Annotated in this window: 21 protein-coding genes, 2 tRNA genes and 1 pseudogene; 8 read left to right on the top strand and 16 right to left on the bottom strand. The window is 50.3% G+C overall.

The genetic code is table 11. The annotated features are described in order from the left end of the window. Positions 1-28: 28 nt before the first annotated feature. The gene (locus ACTRXD_RS19055) at positions 29-430 is read right to left on the bottom strand and encodes a DUF1844 domain-containing protein (protein ID WP_442433361.1); all 402 of its coding nucleotides are present in this window, start codon (positions 428-430) and stop codon (positions 29-31) included. 127 nt (positions 431-557) lie between these two features. Here ACTRXD_RS19055 and mazG point away from each other — a divergent pair, with 127 nt between their 5' ends. Both mazG and ACTRXD_RS19045 read left to right on the top strand, forming a co-directional pair. After that, the gene (gene mazG, locus ACTRXD_RS19050) at positions 558-1478 is read left to right on the top strand and encodes a nucleoside triphosphate pyrophosphohydrolase (RefSeq protein WP_442433360.1); all 921 of its coding nucleotides are present in this window, start codon (positions 558-560) and stop codon (positions 1476-1478) included. Further along, positions 1475-2104, top strand: a complete 630-nt coding sequence (locus ACTRXD_RS19045; RefSeq protein ID WP_442433359.1) for a hypothetical protein — start codon at positions 1475-1477, stop codon at positions 2102-2104. The genes mazG and ACTRXD_RS19045 overlap by 4 nt, the downstream gene beginning before the upstream one ends. Before the next feature lie 77 nt (positions 2105-2181). Here the strand turns inward: ACTRXD_RS19045 and ACTRXD_RS19040 are convergent, their stop codons facing one another. From ACTRXD_RS19040 to ald, 4 genes are all read right to left on the bottom strand, one after another. Next, positions 2182-2589, bottom strand: coding sequence for a hypothetical protein (locus ACTRXD_RS19040; protein ID WP_442433358.1), 408 nt, complete (start codon positions 2587-2589; stop codon positions 2182-2184). Positions 2590-2621: 32 nt separating this feature from the next. Next, positions 2622-3245: a rhodanese-like domain-containing protein gene (locus ACTRXD_RS19035; protein ID WP_442433357.1), complete on the bottom strand. Its 624-nt coding sequence runs from the start codon at positions 3243-3245 to the stop codon at positions 2622-2624. Positions 3246-3461: 216 nt separating this feature from the next. After that, positions 3462-3538 (bottom strand) — tRNA-Pro (locus ACTRXD_RS19030). Between the two features lie 19 nt (positions 3539-3557). Beyond that, positions 3558-4664, bottom strand: a complete 1107-nt coding sequence (gene ald / locus ACTRXD_RS19025) for an alanine dehydrogenase (RefSeq protein WP_442433356.1) — start codon at positions 4662-4664, stop codon at positions 3558-3560. A 203-nt stretch (positions 4665-4867) separates the two neighbouring features. On the opposite strand from ald, the gene ACTRXD_RS19020 reads away from it, so the two are divergent. The 3 genes from ACTRXD_RS19020 (at position 4868) to ACTRXD_RS19010 (ending at position 5996) form a co-directional block, all read left to right on the top strand. Continuing rightward, positions 4868-5212 carry a (2Fe-2S) ferredoxin domain-containing protein gene (locus tag ACTRXD_RS19020; protein WP_442433355.1) on the top strand — a complete coding sequence of 115 codons (345 nt, stop codon included), beginning with the start codon at positions 4868-4870 and terminating at the stop codon, positions 5210-5212. A gap of 74 nt (positions 5213-5286) precedes the next feature. Beyond that, positions 5287-5721 (top strand): hypothetical protein, encoded by a 435-nt coding sequence (locus ACTRXD_RS19015; RefSeq protein ID WP_442433354.1) that lies wholly within the window; start codon positions 5287-5289, stop codon positions 5719-5721. A gap of 47 nt (positions 5722-5768) precedes the next feature. Further along, the gene (locus ACTRXD_RS19010; RefSeq protein ID WP_442433353.1) at positions 5769-5996 is read left to right on the top strand and encodes a hypothetical protein; all 228 of its coding nucleotides are present in this window, start codon (positions 5769-5771) and stop codon (positions 5994-5996) included. Position 5997: 1 nt separating this feature from the next. Here the strand turns inward: ACTRXD_RS19010 and ACTRXD_RS19005 are convergent, their stop codons facing one another. Both ACTRXD_RS19005 and ACTRXD_RS19000 read right to left on the bottom strand, forming a co-directional pair. After that, positions 5998-7041: a phytoene/squalene synthase family protein gene (locus ACTRXD_RS19005; RefSeq protein ID WP_442433352.1), complete on the bottom strand. Its 1044-nt coding sequence runs from the start codon at positions 7039-7041 to the stop codon at positions 5998-6000. 3 nt (positions 7042-7044) lie between these two features. Further along, complete coding sequence (locus tag ACTRXD_RS19000; protein ID WP_442433351.1) at positions 7045-7431, bottom strand: cupredoxin domain-containing protein; 387 nt, start codon at positions 7429-7431, stop codon at positions 7045-7047. Positions 7432-7705: 274 nt separating this feature from the next. Between ACTRXD_RS19000 and htpX the strand changes: the two genes are divergently transcribed. Next, a complete protein-coding gene (gene htpX / locus ACTRXD_RS18995; protein ID WP_442433350.1) occupies positions 7706-8590 on the top strand; it encodes a protease HtpX in 885 nt (294 codons plus the stop codon). Positions 8591-8731: 141 nt separating this feature from the next. Here htpX and ACTRXD_RS18990 read toward each other — a convergent pair whose 3' ends face one another. The 3 genes and pseudogenes from ACTRXD_RS18990 to ACTRXD_RS18980 form a co-directional block, all read right to left on the bottom strand. Continuing rightward, a complete protein-coding gene (locus tag ACTRXD_RS18990) occupies positions 8732-9064 on the bottom strand; it encodes an STAS domain-containing protein (RefSeq protein ID WP_442433349.1) in 333 nt (110 codons plus the stop codon). A gap of 174 nt (positions 9065-9238) precedes the next feature. Then, positions 9239-10370 (bottom strand): annotated as a pseudogene (locus ACTRXD_RS18985) (IS3 family transposase). A gap of 540 nt (positions 10371-10910) precedes the next feature. Next, on the bottom strand, positions 10911-12380 hold the full coding sequence (locus ACTRXD_RS18980; RefSeq protein WP_442433348.1) for a hypothetical protein: 1470 nt from the start codon (positions 12378-12380) through the stop codon (positions 10911-10913). A gap of 369 nt (positions 12381-12749) precedes the next feature. Here ACTRXD_RS18980 and ACTRXD_RS18975 point away from each other — a divergent pair, with 369 nt between their 5' ends. Together ACTRXD_RS18975 and ACTRXD_RS18970 are read left to right on the top strand one after the other, a co-directional pair. Continuing rightward, a complete protein-coding gene (locus ACTRXD_RS18975) occupies positions 12750-13976 on the top strand; it encodes an ISL3 family transposase (protein WP_442433347.1) in 1227 nt (408 codons plus the stop codon). Positions 13977-14105: 129 nt separating this feature from the next. Next, positions 14106-14267, top strand: coding sequence for a hypothetical protein (locus tag ACTRXD_RS18970; RefSeq protein ID WP_442433346.1), 162 nt, complete (start codon positions 14106-14108; stop codon positions 14265-14267). Positions 14268-14319: 52 nt separating this feature from the next. On the opposite strand, the gene ACTRXD_RS18965 is transcribed toward ACTRXD_RS18970, so the two are convergent. From ACTRXD_RS18965 to ACTRXD_RS18940, 6 genes are all read right to left on the bottom strand, one after another. Then, a tRNA-Gly gene (locus tag ACTRXD_RS18965) sits at positions 14320-14394 on the bottom strand. 123 nt (positions 14395-14517) lie between these two features. Further along, on the bottom strand, positions 14518-15741 hold the full coding sequence (gene tyrS / locus ACTRXD_RS18960; RefSeq protein ID WP_442433345.1) for a tyrosine--tRNA ligase: 1224 nt from the start codon (positions 15739-15741) through the stop codon (positions 14518-14520). Between the two features lie 31 nt (positions 15742-15772). Continuing rightward, complete coding sequence (locus tag ACTRXD_RS18955) at positions 15773-16336, bottom strand: ComEA family DNA-binding protein (protein ID WP_442433344.1); 564 nt, start codon at positions 16334-16336, stop codon at positions 15773-15775. A gap of 31 nt (positions 16337-16367) precedes the next feature. Beyond that, positions 16368-17768: a dihydrolipoyl dehydrogenase gene (gene lpdA / locus ACTRXD_RS18950; protein WP_442433343.1), complete on the bottom strand. Its 1401-nt coding sequence runs from the start codon at positions 17766-17768 to the stop codon at positions 16368-16370. After that, positions 17765-18151, bottom strand: a complete 387-nt coding sequence (gene gcvH, locus ACTRXD_RS18945; RefSeq protein WP_442433342.1) for a glycine cleavage system protein GcvH — start codon at positions 18149-18151, stop codon at positions 17765-17767. Before gcvH ends, lpdA begins: the two co-directional genes overlap by 4 nt. A 114-nt stretch (positions 18152-18265) precedes the next feature. Next, the gene (locus ACTRXD_RS18940; protein WP_442433341.1) at positions 18266-19822 is read right to left on the bottom strand and encodes a tetratricopeptide repeat protein; all 1557 of its coding nucleotides are present in this window, start codon (positions 19820-19822) and stop codon (positions 18266-18268) included. Between the last annotated feature and the right edge of the window lie 131 nt (positions 19823-19953).

The raw sequence follows: 19953 nt of genomic DNA, 5'->3' as shown, positions 1-19953 counted from the left end.
TGCGGGAAGGAAGAGGATTCGCCAGGAATCAGGGAGAAACCGTACTGCCCTTCCCTGACGTGACGCTGACATATTTCATCCGCAGGGTATAGAGCATATCTCCTAAGACGGACGCTTCTTCAGACGTAAGATTTCCTTTGGTCTTCTCTTCCAGCAAAGATAAGATATCAACAATTTCCTTGGCCTGGGGAAGATTCATGGGCGGTGCGGGCTGTTGGGGATCCAAAGACTCTCCCATCAGCATGAGAGATGAGGTTCCAAGGGAAAAAACAAACGATGAAAATGACAAGGGAGGATGAGGCGCATGAGATGATTCTGCCGAAGAATGGGGTTGCGCCATAGAGGACTCTGGCGGTGGTGGAGTAAAGGCTTCTGGCTCCGATCGCCCTCGTTTATCCCGAATCACAAACCCTGGTTCTTCTTCGCTCATCGGATACCTCCTATAGTGAGAAAACAGTAGCACTAACCGGTGGTCTCTATCAAGAATCCAGGACTTACACTGAGGGAAAAAACGGGTATAATGCCCTCGCACCTAACTCAAAATTTTTGGCAGTCTCATGACTCAACCATCTCCGGAAAATTCCTCCTCCGCTTCTCCGACAACATGTTTGTCGGAATTACTGGCGATCATGTCCAGATTGCGTGGACCCGACGGCTGCCCTTGGGACCGTGAACAAACGAGTCAGTCCCTCAAACCCCATCTTCTTGAGGAAACGTATGAGGTGCTGGAAGCCATAGATGCCGGTCAGCCTTCCGCCCTCAAGGAGGAATTGGGCGATCTCTTGCTTCAGATTATGTTTCACACACAAATCGCCTCAGAACAGAATCAATTTTCATTCAATGACGTGGCCAACGGGTTAGCCGATAAACTGATTCGACGCCACCCCCATGTTTTTCAACAGACCACCGATGCTTCACCTGTCACAACAGCCCACGATGTAAGCCGGCAATGGGATCGACTCAAACAACAAGAACAAGCCACTCAACCGGGACATCAGTCACTTTTACAAGGGATTCCCAAAATCGCTCCAGCTCTCCAGCGTGCCTTTCAAGTCCAAAAACGGGCCTCTCGCGCAGGATTTGATTGGAAGACCATTGAGCCGGCCTTGGAGAAATTCAAAGAAGAATTGAATGAATTATATGCTGCCGCTGCGCAAAGTAATCCGTCGCCCTCGGAAGGGACTCCTCGACCAGAAAACCCGATGGTTCAAAGCACCATTGAAGAAGAGTTGGGGGATGTGTTCTTTGCCTTAGTCAATGTCTCGCGGTTCCTTCGAGTCAATCCTGAAGAGGCGTTACGACGTGCCACCAATAAATTTATCTCCAGGTTTCATTTCGTTGAATCACAAGCTGCGTTGGAAGGGAAGGATCTTCGCGACTATACGCTTCCGCAACTCGATAAATGGTGGGATGCGGCCAAACATCTGGAACGGCAACCACCACAGATTTCCGAAAGCATCGAAGGAGCCACAACGTGAGCCAGGAAGAAGAACCAACAGAGGGTCGACGGGTAGGCATCCACCCACTTATCGTGGTGTTTGGCGTCATTTTTGGTTTATGGCTGTTCATCACCCTCATCATTCCTAAATCCAAAAATTTACCCAATCAGGGACCGGGAACCACGCCCAAGACCCCCGTGGGCCTCCACGACATCGTATCGACTGATCTCATTCCGACATATGAGGCGACCGGAACCGTCGCGGATATGAAAGCCATCACCATTCTGGTTCCTCCGGCCACCACAGATAGTCAGGTGGTGGCGCTGTTGCAATATTTCCAAAAAGCCCGCCTGGAGAATACGCTGGACACCCTTCTGCCACCCACCACACCGGGAGACAAACTCGGGGAATTCGCCATTGCCGACATCTATATTTTTTCAGAAGCCCAATACGGCGTGACCGAATCAGCCAAGGCCTTAGGCCGGGGGGCTCATGCCCCTGGGGAATTTTATCCCAGCTCCATTCCATACGAAGTGGCGATGGAAAATGTCCGCGGCCACTATGCTATTGACCTGTACAATAAAAACTCGCCGGAGCATGCGTCCCTGGGATTTGGTGAGGAGGAGACGGGGGTGTATTCAAAACGCTATCAACGCGTCTTCTAATACATTTGAGATGTGCGAGGGGGAGAAGAGTCTCATACCTCCTGCTGAGATTGACTCCAAAAAAAATTCTGTGGCGTTCAGAGTCCCGTCTGATCGTGGATAGATTTCCGCAGGACAGCCTGTTCAGCCTTCATCCACTGATCCAACTCAGCAAACAGGGAAATGGAGTCGCCTGTAAAAGGCCCAATCATCACATCCAGACGCTCAGCCAGCAATCCATCCGCGTCGGCAATCTCAAGTTTTTTATCTGCAATGGCTCGCGAAAGGATTTGATTAATTCGAAGCTGTTGCCCAACCGATCCGCCCACGACTCCTAGAATCGAGTTTTTCAAATAGTCCAACTCCAGTTCAATCGAGACCTTCACTCTTACTCCCTGTGCGGTTGCCCAATCAGGTCGCTGAACGGAATAATCATAGGAAAAGGCCGGCTCGCGCGGTTCCCGATAAGGACCCATCACATTCAAAACAATTAAATCTGACTGCATAATTCCATTCCTTAAACGATGAATACGTGGATCTATTCTACAGAAGGTGAAGACACCCGTGATTTAGACAATATTTGAATGAGGGCTCCACTCGAATCCCCTTCCAGGGGGCCCGTCCACCCTTGTAATCCATTTTTCAGAAGATAAATATTAGGATAATTATGTCGACTCAGAAAATCGCAGGCAAGACGACTCCGATCACCACCCGCGCAATACACCAGGATTTTATCAGATTCAATCGGAAGTTCCGCCTGATACCGTATTTCTAAATCCTCAACAGGAATTAAAGTTGCTCCCGGAATTCGCTGTTTGGCAAATTCAGCTCTGGTGCGGACATCCAACACGAAAACATTCGATGAGGAGGAAGATGGCGCCACCAATTGTGCTGCATCCGTGCCGGAAATCTCGTGATACAGCAGGCCATTTCTAATCAACGTATCGGAGACACGCTGACCTCGAGCCAGGAGTGCCGTCTGGATGCGTAAAGGCTCTACGACTGATTCGATTTTTCCAGAAAGTGCGCCCACCTTCCGCTCAAGATTATATTGCTCACGTTTCAGGCGTATAAGCTCCTGATGGAGTCGCCGAATAGACCAGAGCGCCACACTCGCGAGACACAAACCGAGGCCGCCGAAAATTATTCCTAGGCTATCCATCTGACCAATTCGTCTCTATTTCTCAGAGACGGCCCCTCTCCATTCCCGATTCAAACATCGGTCATTGCGTGGTCTTGCCGCCCTAAAGGGATTTGTGCCTTACAGGACGAATGTCTCCCAAATATTTTTGGCGTGAGACACTCTCGCTGTTGATAGAATATGTAAAAAAACAGAAAACCACTGTAGGAGAAAAACATTCAGTGGAATATTGATAACTGGTCGGGGCGAGAGGATTTGAACCTCCGACCCCCGCGTCCCGAACGCGGTGCGCTACCGGTCTGCGCTACGCCCCGATCATTACGAGTCTACTGATCAAGAAGGAAAAGGCTCATACGATAATCCATGAGCATCGGCAACGGCTTGGCATGTCACACGACTACTGAACACGTTCAATCCATTTCGTAAGCCAGGATGGTTGCGCAACGAACCTTCCAACCCTTCTTCGACCAGCTGGACTATAAAAGGTAGCGTGGCGTTGGTCAAGGCTAAAGTCGATGTATATGGAACAATTCCAGGAATATTTGCGACGGCATAATGCAGGACTCCATCAACAACATAGACCGGATCGCTATGCGTGGTCGGGCTGGTCGTCTCCGCACACCCACCCTGATCAACCGAAACATCGACCACCACTGATCCCGGTTTCATGTCCGAAATCATGGATCTCGTGATCACCCGAGGCGTTCGTGCCGCAGGTAGATACACGGCTCCAATCACAAGATCTGCGCGCGCAAGAAAGTGGTGAATCATGGACTGGGTGGAAGCCACGGTGACGAGGCGACCGGGATAGTGATCATCCAACATGCGTAACTGCCAGAGATCCAGACTTAACACCGTGACATTGGCTCCCATCCCCACCGCAATCTTTACGGCAGAGGTCCCCACGACCCCCGAGCCCAATACCACGACCTCCCCTGGTGGAACTCCAGGCACCCCACCTAACAAGACCCCGGAACCTCCACGTTGTTTTTCCAAATAATGTGCCCCAATTTGTACCGACATTCGTCCGGCAATTTCACTCATGGGACGCAAAAGAGGAAATTGTCCCTTTGCATCCTCAGTCGTTTCGTAGGCGATGGCTGCGCACCCGATTCTCAGCAAAGCCTCTGTCAAGGCTTTGGAGGCCGCCAGGTGCAGGTAAGTAAAGACCACATGATCTTTCCTCAGAAAAATCCACTCTTCAGATTGCGGTTCCTTGACCTTCACAATGAGTTGAGCCTCTCCATACGTCGCTTCCATCGTTTGGGCCAGAACTGCACCTGCTTGCCGATAGAGGTCATCACTGAACCCACTCCCCTCTCCGGCTCCCTGTTGAATGACGACCCGATGCCCGCGACCACACAATTCCTTCACGCCATGGGGAGTCAGTGCCACACGAAATTCATGATCCTTAATTTCTTTTGGGATCCCAATCACCATATTCTTAACCCCTTTCACCTCTCTGTGGCCCTGAGGTCGGCCCACATCCTATTCACCAACTATCTACGTTTTGTCCAATAAATACGAGGACTTTCCAAGCGACCCGTTCCCGTGACCTGGACAGGTTCCTGAATCCTCAGGTAAGATCGGCTCTTTATTTTCCCTTTGCTTTTTTCGGTTATTATCATGGGAATTTAACGAGTATGAGTAAATTCACACATCATATTTTCGTGTGCATCAATGAACGGCCCAAGGGAGATCCACGGGGATGTTGCGCTGCCTTGGGATCCGTCGGATTACATGCTTTTTTTAAAAAAGAAGTCGAGCGGTTAGGGTTAAAAGGCATTGTCCGTGCAAACAAAGCCGGATGTCTGGACCAATGTGAGTACGGACCTAGCGTCGTCATCTATCCCGAAGGCATTTGGTATTGGGTTGGCCAGGAAGCTGATGTCACCGAAATCATGGAGCGACATATCGGTAAAGGGGAAATTGTGGAACGGCTCCTGATGCCAGGGAAAAATGGTTCGTTACCCACAGTCAATTCCTAATGCCTTGTCCTTTTACACTCGGACCACTGGTCCCCTAAATCTGTCGCCACTACCTGGCGCATGGCCTTCATCTTATGGGCAATGAAGACAAATGGAAAGCCAACTTACGAAAAGTGGCCTTTTTAAAGTCCTTTCCCGGCTGGCTCTCCTCCTGGGACCAGGGGATAGGAGCCTCCATTGAACGAGTCCTCCCGATTCCCGGACATGCCCCCCATACCGTCCTCCTCCTATCTGAAGGCCGATTTGTTGTTACCCCGCCCGTTCATGACGAACCGCAAATGGTGACAGCCGGGCTCGTGGCCGCTCGTCCACATCTTGAATCCATTCATGCCGCCGCATTCACGGAATACGATCATCTGACACGCCTGGATCAGGAATTGGGACGCATGGCCAGGTTAGAAAATATTCTGAATGCCATTGATAACAACCTTGATCGAATTCCTGAACTCAAATCGCGCATTCAGGATTTAGTCAAACAATGGGACAGGGAGAATCATCATTCACAATGAATATGCTTGAAATGTTTTCCGGAGCCCTTTTTGAAGGAGTGAGCCCTATGATGGTGAGAAGAGACCACTTGGTCCGACATCCGGACCGTTGCACCCATAATGCGATCTGCATTCCAATTTGTCCGACAGGAGCCTGGCTTTCGACTCCTCCCTACAAATTCGATTCGTCACGGTGCATGGAATCGTGCCGCCTCTGTCTGGATGCCTGCCCATCTCAGGCCATTTACGGAGTCTTCCGCAAAGGCGAAAAACTTCTCATACCGAAGCAAGAGTAAATTAAATAATCCGCTTCCTCCAATATCCCCAATAGGCCGTACCCACAGTACCACAGCCACCGGTGAGTCCGGTTGACGCCACGATTTGATAGACATCCCTCCGTGCAATTTTGATTGGTGAGTGCGGACTTAGCACAAGCGGGGACACCGACAACTGTTGTAAGGTACGGATCCCGATCAAAATCGGCCACATGCAGGCCAACCGAAGGCGAATCTCCAGGCGGGGTATGGCCATTGTATAGCGCCATCCTTGATCTAAATGATCTCGCGCCTCCTGTATTAATTTTCTGAAGAGGGGGCGAAATGCGGGTGCAGAGCTCTCATCGAGCAGTTGCCGGGGAGTAAGAGATACTTGATCCAGCAACACTGTCGGGATATAACACCGCCCATTTCTCAAATCCAGTGGCAAATCCCTTAGAATATTGACCATTTGCAACCCCTTCCCATAGCGAATGCCAAGAGGAATCATGCAGGCCTGATCCCACCCTCGAAATCCCGGAAGGTGGCTGCATACCATCTTCGTCCAAAACTCTCCCACACATCCCGCAACCGCATAGGTATAATATTCAAATTCATGAATCGCCTGTAAGGCGCGTACTGGCTGCCCTTCCGATTTTTGGGGAAACTGATGGAGGTCAAATTCCATCCCTCCAATCAGCACCGACAGAACCTGCGCAATCTGAGACCGGTCGGTTGGGCTAAATTGTTGGTAAATTCGGAAACACCCCTCCAATTCTTCCAACAAGCGGCGCTCATCAGGATTACTTTGTTTCGTGAGGACTTGCACCTGGATTTTTTTGATTTGTGCCAAATCGGCGGCACTTCCCCATAGCTGCCCTTTTAACAGACGTAAACATTCCAGGCGGACCCCATCCTCTAGTTTTCCCGTATCGGCGATCGTATCCGCAGCTCTGGCCAACAAATAGGCCAGACCAATTTGTGAACGAACCGCGCGGGGCAGGATTGCCAGGGTTAAATAAAAAGAGCGGGAAACCCGCTTGAGCACCTCCCCGAGGAGGTGTTGATCCGGTGGAGAAAGGCGCATAAGCTAGCGAACGATGAGACGGCCTTCCATCCCTTGCTCACGATGCGTGGGAAAGAACAGAAGCTGTTTATCGCAATAAAAAGGGTAGATGCCGGGCTCGGTCAATGTGAGGGTGACAGCTTTCGTATCGCCGCTGGAAATATCCACGTCCACCAGACGCATGCCGCCGGGGTCATCCAGCAAAAAATTATGAGGAACCAAAAAGGACTGATTACTCAGAGTCAGGGTCAGGGGTTTACCGGCTTTCACCACCACTTCCGATGGCGTAAAGGCATAACTTTCCATACTGATCATGACCTGTTGCCCGAAAGGTTCCTCCACTGGAGGCAGGGAAGACTCCGACAATTGGGCGTATAGACGGTCGGAAAGACTCCCATAGCCCGTCACCACGACAAGACTCAATATCAATCGTGTATAATGTTTTACAGAAAAAATGTCTAGAATAAATGATCTCCTCATCGGTAAAGATATCATAACGGTTTTCCAGGCGAGGGTCACGCTTTTGCCTCTCTTGACTCTCATGGAAAAGGTGTTATCTTCCAACAAGTTGAAACCTAAAGTCGGTTTTGAGGACACTGGTAAAGGGATCATTTAATCATTCATGAAGTCGAACAAATTAGCGTGTTTCCACAAGCGGATGTGGAACAATTAAGGGAGATTGTCTATGAAAAAACTTAAAGGAATTGGTTTATTACTGATTGCCAATATCCTCATCTTTATTACCCTCTCAATTTCGTTCACCGTGTTATCTGAGATGATTCTCCCGGCCTTCGGAATCGATCTCCGTGGATCAATCGCTCAAATGGATCTGTTATGGGCATTTGTCATTGGATTTGGTGGTGCATTTATCAGTTTGGCCTTTTCCAAACAAATGGCCAGGGCCTTTATAGACTGCACGCAAATCACAGAACCGCGAAACCAGGCGGAAAGGCTCGTGTTTGACACCGTCCAAAAAATATCTGAAAAGTTAAACATTTCCATGCCGGAAGTATGGATTTATGAATCGCCAGACCCTAATGCGTTTGCCACGGGGCCCACAAGAAACAACTCGATGGTGGCCGTATCAACCGGCCTGCTCAACAACCTTAATGAAGGTGAAGTGCGAGCCGTCCTGGCTCATGAAATGGGCCATGTCTACAACGGCGATATGTTTACCACAACCGTGTTGGCAGGCCTGATGAATACCTTTGTCTACTTTATTAGCCGCTTTATCTATCGGCAGGTAGCGGAACGTAATGAGGCGCTAGGATTTGGAGTGTATATCGTGTTGCAAATCGTTCTCTCCGTCCTGGCGATGATTCCCATTAGCTGGTGGTCCCGCCGTCGGGAATTTGCAGCCGACCGGTTCGCAGCCAACACTGTAGGCAAAGAACATATGATCTCTGCTCTGGAGGGCATTGATCGTTGGGTACAACGCACCCAATTTGAATATAGCTCCCAAGATGCGCTGGCTACGATGAAGATATCCGGAAAATCGCACAGTTTCATGCAGGTATTTGCGACCCACCCGCCAATCGAAGCGAGAGTGACTGCACTACGGCAACTCTAATTCGTAAATTATGCGCAATGCGAAAAAGGGACTTGGCCATGCCAAGTCCCTTTTTTTTTGGTCTTTCTGTCAATCCGGATTGTTTCAAAACCCTTGGGGCTAAAATGAGCGATTGTTTCCCACGGCAGGAAAGAACGCGAATTAATTCAGCGTTCTGACATCAGATTCATGTGAAAGGGCTACTGGAAACTCTTTCATCCCATGCCGGCAAAGAACAGGAAGGAGGGAGGCCGGAGGTTGAATCAGTGCAACAGGAATACATAATTGCTGAAGGTGATAGAGTCCATAGCCACAAAATGTCAGCCCCATCGGGCCCATGGATTCCACCTCAGAAAAATCAACGACGACTTTTCGATAGTCCAGACCTATCGCTCGCGCTGCCGCCTTTTCAAACACCTCCCCGAGAGAATGATCCGGCAAACCCAATATTCGAATAACGACGGCATCCGGTAAAATCTGAAGTCCACATTGCATTAGGAAATCCTCCTCAAGCCTGCATGATACTTGTTGACGCACCTACTCTCGTTGCGCCACCTATCCATACAGGAATGAGTGAACCCCTTGAGCTTCCCCCCTACAATTCCCAATTTGAACTAGAATTGGTCCCCGTTTTTTGGACAGCTCGATAAGTGAAATTTCTGCGTGCCATTATGCGACCTGCTCCACGATTGCATCTTTAAAATACACGGCATCCGGTGTCTGTCGGTTCAACGTTTGATGCCGGCGTTGGGCATTATAGAACTGGAAGTAATGGGTTAACCCCATGCGGAGAACTGCCGGCGTTTCATAGGCCCGCAGGTAGATATCCTCATACTTCGCACTGCGCCATAAGCGTTCCACAAAGACATTGTCAACCCAACGGCCTTTCCCATCCATGCTGATCTTGACGTCATGCCTCCGCAGCACGGCCGTGAACGCCTCACTGGTGTATTGAGCCCCTTGGTCAGTGTTAAAGATCTCCGGAACTCCATAGCGAGCCAAGGCCTCCTCCAGGGCAGCGCTACAGGGTTCGGCATCCAGCGTATTCGACACCCGCCAAGCGAGCACCCGGCGGGAATACCAATCCATGATGACGGTCAGATACATGAATCCCTTGGCCATCGGCACATAGCAGATGTCACTCGCCCACACCTGATTGGGCCGATCAATGGTGAGGCCGGTGAGGAGATAGGGGTAGTTTTATGCCCGGCCCCCGGTTGACTCGTGCGCGGCTTCGGATACACAGCCCGGAGACCCATCTGACGCATCAGCCGTTGCACGCGCTTGCGATTGAACACATACCCGCGCTGCCGGAGTTCCTCGCTCATGCGCCGACTGCCATAAAACGGCCATTTCAGATAGAGTTCGTCGATCTGTCGCATCAGTTCAAGGTCGGCCTTCGCTACATCCCGGTGACGAGCATAGACACTCGAACGCGGCACAGCGAGGAGTTGACACTGACGAATCACGGAGAGCCCTGCCTTAACGGTGATCCTCGCCTTGCGCTCGTTCATCGGCCATGTCCGAGCGCGTTGGCTAAAAAATCCTTCTCCATCGTCAGCTGGCCAATCTTGGCATGCAGCTTTTGTTGTATCCGGTCATGGTCAGCGGTATCGGCGACATCCGCCCCAAAGACTGCTTCTGCCTTGGTGACCAATTTCTGTTTCCAGTCTTGGATCTGATTCGGATGCACGTCAAACTGCTCGGCTAACTCCGCCAGGGTGCGATCTCCTCGCAGGGCGGCCACGGCCACTTTGGCCTTAAACGCGGGCGAGTGATTTCGTCGGGTCCGTTTTGCCATCTTCTGCTCCTTTCGTTGAAGGGAATATATCGCAGAAGATTCCACTTAGCATCTAAGAATTTCTGTCCAATGAATGGGGTCCACCTCTACTAGCGTCGCCATTTTGAACCCTGGCGCTTGTTTGGCAACACCAAGCCACTGGCTTTTGGCCTGATCAGAAAGCTCTACTTTTCGCCTGTCCATATTTTGGGGAAGCTTACACACGGGCGTGGCTCCCTAAAATAATCAGGCAGATAAAACCTATTTTAAACGTTCAAAACAAAAATTTATTTGTTTTCCCCATGATGAGGGCCCTTAGAATTTTCATTTAAATAGAAACTCTACTCACTCAAGCTTTGGAAATCCCTTTCTCCATTGGTAGGCAAAACATTTATCAACACTACAAGAATGACTGATTAACGGAAATGGGGGAAGGAGTGGGGGTCCCAAAAGAAAAAGACCGGATGTGCCCCAACCTTGTTTCTTAAAAAAGGTAACAAAAAATTAAATTCCGGGGACCGTATTTCTGCGCTGGGTGAAGGAAGCACTTCAGAACCCTAATTATTGATAAGCTGGAAGTTCGGGAATTTTTCTTTCCGGCCAATATCTAGCCATTAGATCCTCAAATACCTTTGTTAATTTCCAATTGGGCAATTGTGATTCATCTTCTCCTAGGACCCATTTTAGCCCTCCGGCCTCTAAATATGGTCTCTCATAGGAAACAGGAAACATTACCGATGACTCCAAAGTAGCCAAATTGTCTCCTTTACGTGGATACGTTAAGGCGAAATGTGCCGAAACTTTGTTACGCCATAGGTATATGTCTGGATGAACTTTCTTAATATAGTTTGTACAATGCTCATTTATTTTAGTCCGAATCGTTGCGTCTTGGGAAACATCCTTATATTTCAATTTATTGATTTGAAGGGCATCAATAAGACCAATCAGCCGAATAAAGTTCACAAGGTCCGTGGCATACCAATTGAACATACTATGGAGAATCGGATCAATTTCATGATTCGACAACACCATAACCATCGGAGGATTAATACCTCGTTTTTTATATTTTTCGATAATTTTAATTTCCTTATTTCGTACAAATTTGGCCAGAGAATGCAATCCGGTAGACAAATACATTAAGGCATGAGGATTGGGGATTGGAGAGAACTTGGGGTCGTAACCTATACTATTAATGTGATCTAGGACGATTTCCCTCTGAGTCATTTTATTTTCCTTTCCCCAGACATCCCCTCTTTTAAAACTAAAATTATGGTTAACAACTATTGGATTGAAAAAATTGGGCAAAGATTGCCATGGATGGTAGCGACACTGAGGAGTTTCATGGTCTGGGTCCATAAATATGCTCATACAATTTCGACCTACGAGCGGAGTGATATCGGCGGTACGGCAAATCAATCGGACCACGACGTTTATTAAGTCTAAAATTTTAGGCCCACGCTTTCTCGGCCAGGAACTGCGTAGCATGACAAGGCGAAATAACAGTTCCTTCTCTTCCTCGGGTATACTTTGATGACATCCCCCTGCAATCCCTATATAAAAACTTTCCGAACAAATTTTTTGGGTTGTATTAAAAAATGGTTGTGCGACAGGGAATTCCTCAGACTCTTCCACGGAATCATAATTTGACACCATTGTAAGAAAAGTGAATCCTACATTCGGTTTTCCAACCATCACAAAAGAATGACGAAGAGTCTCACCTTCGATGCCCATGGATTGGATTTGACGAAACCACGCAGTCGCTCTTTCGCGAAGAAGTTCTGCAATCTCTCCACTGAATAGGCTTCTTGAGTCCATATCCTTGAACTGATCCGCTATCCATGTGTCCATCCCTATTTTATGGATAGAACCGATTCCATAGTATGAAATGAGGAGCTGAGCATCTTTGCAAGTAAGAAAAATCGCCTTATTCCCATGGGCATCATAATTCGTACAATCTGGAATATTAATGAACCGTCGATCCGAAACATGAAAAATGAACTGGGGTGAAGCAAACGAAATATGCAAGGTCACTTCTTTATTATCCTTATGAAATCTCTGATTATGGCATCATAAATTTTGACCTCAATAATTGCAATTTAACGTTTCAGGAAAACTTTTAGAAGAAAATTATTGGTTGAGATTTTGATAATCCTCAATAGAAAGATAAAAAAGAAGAGAGCTTAGGATCACACTGTGGGTTCCGTAGATTCTCCCCGGAGGGGTGTGGCGTATGGTCTATCCCAGTCAGAACTCGGCAACCCATTTGGACCAACGGAACTTCTGTTTTAGAATTTTGGGTCTTCTCCCAAACGAGTGGGTAGAAGTCAGAGCATAGATGCCAAGAACGGCAGTCAGGACAAGGAGATCCGGTGTTTGAAGCGAGGGAAAATTCTGTCATGATTGCCGGATGGCAACGAGCAAGAGCCTGCTGGACACATACCGATTCCCTGGGTTTTGTCCGAGGGCCACGATCAAGGGAATATTCGGCGATCCGCAGGCCCGGATTATTCGGCTGGTGCGGCGTCAAAAAAAACGGGGTGCGGATGTTGTGGGATCCCCCATCGGAGTTTCTACGATCGCAAGGTCCGGCACATTCGGGATCTGTCCTGTGGGGAGCTGCGCATTTACCTGGCGGTGGAGGTCCGGCGGGTCCTGTGTCGGCAGTGTGGCAAGGTGAAGCAGGAGAAGGTGCCGTGGCTGGCCGACAACCCGTTTTACACGAAGCGGTTGGCTTGGTACGTGGGGCGACGCTGCCGCGAAACCGCCGTCAAGGACGTGGCGAGGGAACTCAAGCTGGACTGGAAGACGGTGAAGGGCCTGGAGAAGGAGTATATGCGGGAACAGCTCCGGCGTACCGGCACGCCGAGCCCCAAGGCCATCGGCATTGACGAGCTCTCGATCAAAAAGGGGCATACCTACCCGAACGTGGTCAGCGATCTCGTGCGGCGACGGCCGATCTGGTTCGGGGGTATGGATCGCTCCGAGCAAAGTCTGGATCTGTTCTATGAGTGGTTAGAGGCAAAGAAAGCTGTGGGGCTGAAGCTGGTGGTCATGGACATGTGGCGGGCTTTTGAGAAATCAACCATGGAGCACGCCACTCAGGCGGCCATCCTGTATGACAAGTTTCATGTGATGAGACACTTGGGCCAGGCGCTCGAGACGATACGCAAACAGGAATACAAACGGCTGGCCGAGCAGGACCGGTCGTTTATCAAGGGGCAGAAGTATACACTGCTGTCCAGAAAGACGAACTTGACCCTTGAGGGACGGCGGGCGCTTAAAAAACTCCTCGGCGCGAACAAGCGGCTCAACACCGCGTATCTGTTAAAGGAATCCTTTGGCCAGTTATGGGAGGATCAGACCGAAGGCTGGGCCCGGCGGTTTTTCGAGAACTGGAAGGCTTCGTTGAAGTGGCAGCGCCTCAAGCCCTACGAGGACTTTGCGGAAATGATCGAGCGGCACTGGGACGGGATTGCCGCATATTGCCAGGCCGAGAGCAAGGTCTCGCTTGGTTTCGTGGAGGGGCTCAACAATAAGATTCGGGTTATTCAGAGAAGGGCGTATGGGTTACGCGATGAGGAGTATCTCCGCCTGAAAGTCCTGACCTGTATGCTCAAGCACATCTGAAAAACAGTCTATAATCACCCACTCACTTTGGAGAAGAGCCAGAATTTTTATTCCAGCGGTTAAACGGGCAAGATTAGAGGAAGGGACCGCTGACACACTCTCAAACACTCCCATGCGTCCAGATTAGCCATGAGTGGACAATCTGACCGCACGATTGCCTCCCGCTCCGGCATAGCTGAACCGGACTGGTGCAGCGGTATTCTCATTTATCCCCTGACCACTTACGAAAAGCAGTTGAAGGGCTTTCGACTTTTGGGAATGCAAGGGAAATTCCAACTGGCACAGAAATAGCCAACATGGAGAGTAGAGCGGAGAATGAAACCGTCTAAGTAGTTTATTGATTTGGAGCGGGCGAGGGGATTTGAACCCCCGACAACTTGCTTGGGAAGCAAGGACTCTACCACTGAGCTACGCCCGCTCACAAGATCAGGATTCGCATTCTAGGTATGGCCTGACGCTTAGTCAAGGTACAAAAAAATTGAGTGTGGCTGTATCGGCTCTGCCGTCGAATCCAGTCACTCCCGAATAAATCCGGATGTATCTATTCCCTGAATTCAATGATCGCGAATTTTCGCTTGCCAATTTTCATCGGATACGATCGGCCAGGCTCGAAGGTCATCATCCCGTTGGGGTCCGCAAGCTTTTCTCCGTCCACCTGGACACCTCCCTGGGAAACGAGCCGCCTGGCCTCAGATTTACTGGGCACTAAACCCGTCCGCATCAGGAGGTCAACGACAGACATGGAATAATCTGGCGAGTGGTTAAAATCCGTGGGAGTCAGTTTCACGCGAGCATCCGGCTCATCGGGAAAATCCCGCTTTTGAAATCGCTGTTGAAAATCAGCCTTGGCCTCTTCCACGGCATCCCTTCCGTGATATTGTCGAACAATCTGCTCGGCCAAAGCCATTTTGGCTTCCATCGGATGTTGACGCTTGACCTCATCCAAATTGCGGACCGTCAACAGTTCGTAATAGCGCAGCATCAGGACATCGCTAATAGACATCAGCTTCCCGAACATGTCTGCTGGACGATCTTCCAAGGCGATATAATTACCAAAGCTCTTACTCATTTTCCGGACTCCATCCGTGCCTTCTAACAACGGCATGGTGAGCACCACCTGCGGTTTTTGGCCGTAATCCCGCTGCAAGTCACGCCCGACGAGGAGGTTGAATTTCTGATCGGTTCCACCCAACTCCACATCGGCTTCCAACACCACCGAGTCGTACCCTTGCACCAAAGGATAAAGAAATTCATGCACACTAATATGCTTTTGCTCTCGGTATCGTTTTGAGAAATCGTCCCGCTCCAACATGCGCGCCACGCTATAATGTGAACACAACTCGACCATTTTTTCGACCCGCATGCCACTCATCCAATGACTATTAAATTCGATTCGGGTTTTCTGTGGGTCCAGGGTTTTGAAAATCTGTTGTTCATAGGTTTTCGCATTGGCCAGCACTTGTTCTTTGGTCAAAGCCACCCGGGTTTCCGACACCCCGGTCGGATCACCGATCATGCCGGTAAAATCCCCAATGAGAAAAATAACTTGATGGCCCAACTCCTGAAAGTGCTTGAGTTTTTGGATTAACACGGTATGGCCCAAATGCAGGTCCGGCGCCGTAGGATCAAACCCGGCTTTAATCCTGAGAGGACGCTGTTCTTTTAGCGACTCCGCTAATTTGGCTGTTAATTCGTCGAGCTGAATGACCTCCACGGTTCCCCGAAGAATAAGGTCCAACTGCCGGTTGATTTCTGAAGGTGTCATCTTGTAAGCCACGCTATGTGAAAGTGAAAAATTAACTCCCGATCCCTATCGCCATGGTTGAGGCCCGGACACCAACCAGGGGGCGCAGTTGCTCCAACCGTTTTTTTCCAATACCCGGCACCAGAGCCAAATCTTCAATGCGTCGAAATGCTCCATGAGACGTTCGATGTGCCACAATTCGTCCTGCCAGGATTGGCCCAATACCAGGAAGATGCTCTAACTCAGCTAAGGTGCCGTCATTCAAGTCCACGGTAAACGCCGCGACTTCCCTGAATTGCCCCTCTTCTCCCTCAACTCCCACCTGAAGAGGCTGGAAGACATTTCTCCCCGAAAGTGGTGCCCCGCTCACAACCTCGTCAGGATCACCCGCGGAACCGGAAGGAAGGGTATGTGATGGCTGAACACCTAAATTTTTGGGTGGAGCCACTGGAGAAAGAGACGGTTGCGGCCAACCAACCCAATAAACGAAAAACACCCCCATTCCCAACAAGGCCATTTTTAATAGGAGCGAGCTTCCCCAGGAAATTTTGCCTGAATGCCTATCAGATATTTGGAGCGAGCTGACGAGCGACCTTGGCGGTTCAATGTCTTTCATGTTGAATCAATGAATTCGCTTCATATGATTATCAGCGCTTTCGCGCCTGGTGAATGGCCATGCCCTCCACATCCTCGGCTGCCTCCATCAACCCTTCCGAAAAAGTCGGATGCGCATGGATCATGTTGGCGAGATCCTCAACAGTCAACCCACCCTGCATTGCCATGGCGGCTTCATGAATAAGGTCCGCCGCATGAGCACCGATAATATGGACGCCAAGAATTTTCTTGGTCTGTTCATCCGAAATCACTTTGAAATGTCCAAACGGTTCACCAACGGCCTGTGCTTTTCCGAGACCGGCATATTTAAATCGCCCAACCGCGACCGCCAACCCGTGTTCCCGGGCCTGGGCCTCAGTCAGTCCGACACGCCCGATTTCCGGCAAGGTAAAAATCCCTGCAGGAATGACATCATAGTTAATGGCCTGCGGCCGGCCCATCGCGTTTGAGACGGCCACTTTTCCTTGAGCCGAGGCCACATGCGCCAACATGAATTTTCCCGTCACATCTCCAATCGCGTAAATACCGGGGACGGAGGTTTCCATTTTTTCATTGACCAGAATCTCCCCCTTGGTTCCCACCTGTACACCAACCTGTTCCAGCCCTAACCGGCCGGAATTCAGGCGACGCCCGACCGAAACCAGCAGGTGGCCTGTCACCAGTTCTTCTCCCGAAGCCAGCGTTGCTCGCACTCCCTCATCAACAGCCGCCCAATTGGTAATCTGCGTATTGAGATAGAGTTGAATCTTGCGTTTTTTCAACTCACGCGTCATGGTGGAGATCGTATCTTCATCCTCAAGTGGCAGCACGGACGGCATCATTTCGACAATACTCACTTCCGATCCCAACCCGCTCAGTAAGCAGGCAAACTCACATCCTTCTACTCCACCGCCGACAATCATGATGCTCCCGGGAATCTCCGTGAGATCCAGAGCCTCTTTACTGGTCAACACACGTTGACCATCAATGGGAAACTGGGGCAGTTGAGGCCAGGAGGACCCTGTGGCAAGAATAATGGCATCGGCATCAATGGTAGAAGAGGACCCGTCAAGATGGGTGACCCGCACTTGCCGGTCATTAGCCAATTCGCCTCGCCCCGGCACGTGGGTAATTTTCCACTGCTTCAACAAGGTGCCGATTCCCTTTACAAGCCCACGAACCACCTCCTCCTTACGTGCGACCATGCGAGCGAGGTCATAGCTCACAGGTCCCTCAATCTTGAGACCAAACGGCTGGGCATGTCGAACCCGTTCGCCAAGATCAATAAAGCCCAACAGGGTTTTACTGGGAATGCAACCCCAATTCAGGCACACCCCTCCAAGCACCTGTTCCTCCAGGATCGTCACCTTGGCCCCTAATTGCGCGGCGCGAATAGCCGCCACATACCCACCAGGACCTGATCCGATAATGACAATGTGGGGCGAGGTGGTCATGATTCTTGTGAGGCTAAAAATGCCGTGTATTGCTCCGGTGTCATCAATCCATCCACCTCACCTGGATTGGCCAATTCCAGCACCGCGATCCACCCCTTGCCATAGGGATCCTGATTGAGTAGTTCGGGATGATCCTGAAGTTCCGTATTCACTTGAAGAATTTTTCCGGTGACCGGCGTGTAAATCGTCGAAGTGGCTTTGGTCGACTCCACTTCTCCCAATTGATCTTCGGCTTGCAGCAAGGTTCCTACTTTCGGAACATCCACAAAGACCACATCTCCCAGGGCATCCTGAGCAAATTGACTAATGCCTAAGGTCGCCTTTTTCCCTTCAATGCGAATCCATTCGTGTTCCTTGTGAAATCGTAAATCCTGTGGCTCCATTCCTACCCCCTTTTGTTCAAAACGATGATGGCGGTCATAGTTGTCTGATGTCTCCCATACGCCTCATGAAGTGAGTGTCCCCATCTCAATGTGACAGGGACTCTACGGGAGCACTCAAGAAAATGCGCGAAGATCGTGCACGACACCGATTCCCGAAGGAAACTCACCGAGCAGTGAGGTACTGCTCCCGGCTCTTCCCGGCACAATGCGCTTTCCTCTCTCTGCCGGCATACTCACCCAAACCCGCCGCGGATCGTCAAGTACGGGTAGCAAGCGGGTTAATACCGCCTTCGTCGAAATTCGCCGCAGCTTCTCAATCGCCGACACTTGATCGGACGAGGAGTGACGGTCAATTTCCGGCCGCACAAAGAAAAATGAAAACGGGCGCCGGATGGCTTCCATTGCGTCCTGGGCATAGTCCACCAGAGCCCGAACCGGATCGGTCAATCCATGTGGATGGAGCTCCAGACCACATTGAACCGTCAAGTGGCGTTTGCGAAGATGGCCAATCAACTGCTCAAGAACGGTCAATCGCTCACGAGCTTTCCACCCCGCCCAGCGCCAAAACACGGAATCTTCCATAGGAGCGCCTGAAGGCCGGGTTGATCGACTCGCCAATTTCGATGCTTTGAGGGGATCAAACCCAGACTGAAAGGTACGTACGGGATCAAAACTCACACCAAAGGCGGTTTGAAAACGGGTCAATCCCGACGGCGACATCCCGTCATATACCCCCATGGGATAATCGTCGAGAAACACAAGACCATCCACGTTTTCCTCGGAAAGATGCGTGAGAAATTGATCGAGAAACCGTTGATACTCCGGGTGAAAAATATCAAAAAAGCGGGAATCCTGAACCTGACGTGTGGTCGTATTATACCTGCCATCCCGCCATTCCGGCAGAGGGGAATCATGCCAATTGCCAATACAACGGAGATTCACTCCCACATACACCAACAGATGCAACTGATGACTTCGTTCCACATATGAGCGCAGGAGCGTCTGGAGATCAAGCAGATGGCGAGACGCCCTCGACGTCCGCTGTTGATCGGTGTGGAATCCGGCTCCCTCACAACCCAAATCAATCAATAGGGTGGTGATGCCATCGGCCTTCATCTTTTTAATTCCCTCGTCAAACCCTCCACTGGCCGGCAATTGTTCAAGGGTTAACCGGATGGCCTGAGTGTCGAGAGGAGGCATCGTGAATTGTTCAAGTAACCGTTGAAGTTCATTGAACTGCAATTGAGCGCCGGCTTGATAAGGATTGGCGCTTCCCGCAACGGTGAGTATACGGTACTGATCCCTGGCGGCTTCCCATTCCCCAACCTGACGATAGGCTTGAGCCAGCAACCATCGGCTTTCTGCTTCAATGGGCTCTTGAGGGAGAAGCGCCAGCAAACGCGTCAGTCCCCTAATAGCCTGCGGATAGGCTTTTCTCTCGAAATCATCCTTCGACCGTTGAAAGAGTTCTGCGTGAATTTGTTGAATATCCGGAGGTACGTCAGGTAGGGATGACTCAATGCCTTCATCGCGATCCTCCGGCACGGACTCGACGGCAGGGGGAGGAATGGCACCACTCAACGGTGGTCCCTGGGGAGGACGTGTCCGCCCGCATCCGGCCAAGAGCCCCAGGCACAACAGCAAACTACACATTTTCAACCATGTTGTCATATGGCAATACGTGCGTAGAGGGAAATTAATCCTCAACCTATACACTAGATTTATGAGGAGAAACATGCCCGCCGTTTTCGGCGGGCAGCGTACCGGAGTCAGTGGATTTTAGAAATACAGCTCAGTATGGT

The sequence above is a fragment of the Nitrospira sp. T9 genome (genome assembly GCF_052156535.1).
Taxonomy (GTDB): domain Bacteria; phylum Nitrospirota; class Nitrospiria; order Nitrospirales; family UBA8639; genus Nitrospira_E.
The sequence above is the reverse complement of the archived record's forward strand: the minus strand, read 5'-3'. Positions and strand labels throughout refer to the sequence as shown.

What these genes read in the sequence shown, in the direction of transcription:
- ACTRXD_RS19010 (WP_442433353.1), top strand. Translation starts at nt 5,769, where the DNA reads ATGATGGTGAGAAGAGACCACTTGGTCCGACATCCGGACCGTTGCACC.
- ACTRXD_RS19015 (WP_442433354.1), top strand. Translation starts at nt 5,287, where the DNA reads ATGGGCAATGAAGACAAATGGAAAGCCAACTTACGAAAAGTGGCCTTT.
- tyrS (WP_442433345.1), bottom strand. Translation starts at nt 15,741, where the DNA reads ATGACACCTTCAGAAATCAACCGGCAGTTGGACCTTATTCTTCGGGGA.
- mazG (WP_442433360.1), top strand. Translation starts at nt 558, where the DNA reads ATGACTCAACCATCTCCGGAAAATTCCTCCTCCGCTTCTCCGACAACA.
- ald (WP_442433356.1), bottom strand. Translation starts at nt 4,664, where the DNA reads ATGGTGATTGGGATCCCAAAAGAAATTAAGGATCATGAATTTCGTGTG.
- ACTRXD_RS18970 (WP_442433346.1), top strand. Translation starts at nt 14,106, where the DNA reads ATGAGTGGACAATCTGACCGCACGATTGCCTCCCGCTCCGGCATAGCT.
- ACTRXD_RS19035 (WP_442433357.1), bottom strand. Translation starts at nt 3,245, where the DNA reads ATGGATAGCCTAGGAATAATTTTCGGCGGCCTCGGTTTGTGTCTCGCG.
- gcvH (WP_442433342.1), bottom strand. Translation starts at nt 18,151, where the DNA reads ATGGAGCCACAGGATTTACGATTTCACAAGGAACACGAATGGATTCGC.
- ACTRXD_RS18955 (WP_442433344.1), bottom strand. Translation starts at nt 16,336, where the DNA reads ATGAAAGACATTGAACCGCCAAGGTCGCTCGTCAGCTCGCTCCAAATA.
- ACTRXD_RS19040 (WP_442433358.1), bottom strand. Translation starts at nt 2,589, where the DNA reads ATGCAGTCAGATTTAATTGTTTTGAATGTGATGGGTCCTTATCGGGAA.
- htpX (WP_442433350.1), top strand. Translation starts at nt 7,706, where the DNA reads ATGAAAAAACTTAAAGGAATTGGTTTATTACTGATTGCCAATATCCTC.
- ACTRXD_RS18990 (WP_442433349.1), bottom strand. Translation starts at nt 9,064, where the DNA reads ATGCAATGTGGACTTCAGATTTTACCGGATGCCGTCGTTATTCGAATA.
- ACTRXD_RS18940 (WP_442433341.1), bottom strand. Translation starts at nt 19,822, where the DNA reads ATGACAACATGGTTGAAAATGTGTAGTTTGCTGTTGTGCCTGGGGCTC.
- lpdA (WP_442433343.1), bottom strand. Translation starts at nt 17,768, where the DNA reads ATGACCACCTCGCCCCACATTGTCATTATCGGATCAGGTCCTGGTGGG.
- ACTRXD_RS19055 (WP_442433361.1), bottom strand. Translation starts at nt 430, where the DNA reads ATGAGCGAAGAAGAACCAGGGTTTGTGATTCGGGATAAACGAGGGCGA.
- ACTRXD_RS19005 (WP_442433352.1), bottom strand. Translation starts at nt 7,041, where the DNA reads ATGCGCCTTTCTCCACCGGATCAACACCTCCTCGGGGAGGTGCTCAAG.
- ACTRXD_RS19020 (WP_442433355.1), top strand. Translation starts at nt 4,868, where the DNA reads ATGAGTAAATTCACACATCATATTTTCGTGTGCATCAATGAACGGCCC.